The following is a 288-nucleotide window of genomic DNA, read 5'->3' as shown; positions in this document are numbered from 1 at the left end:
CCGAGCGAAAGCTGCGGCATGCTGCTGGCGGACCCTCCGTACTGCTCGGGCGGCGCGACGAGGTCGGACAGAAAAGCCGGCACGTCGACCAAGTACCAGCAGAGCGGATCGGCACCGCTCTCGGAGTTCGCCGGCGACGCGCGCGACGAGCGCAGCTTCAGGCTCTGGTCGACGCTGTGGATGTGCGAGGCGCTGCGCATCCTCGAGCCGGGGTCCTCGGCCGTCGTGTTCAGCGACTGGCGGCAGCTGGCGAACACGCAGGACGCCGTGCAGGCGGCGGGGTTCGTC

General features: G+C 70.5%; 1 pseudogene. It reads left to right on the top strand.

Going from position 1 to position 288, the window contains the following annotated elements:
* Positions 1–288: pseudogene (locus tag PZE06_RS29040) on the top strand (hypothetical protein); the annotation flags it as partial.

Source organism: Robertmurraya sp. DFI.2.37, assembly GCF_029211245.1.
Lineage (GTDB): Bacteria > Bacillota > Bacilli > Bacillales > Cytobacillaceae > Robertmurraya > Robertmurraya methanolica_A.
The sequence above is the reverse complement of the archived record's forward strand: the minus strand, read 5'-3'. Positions and strand labels throughout refer to the sequence as shown.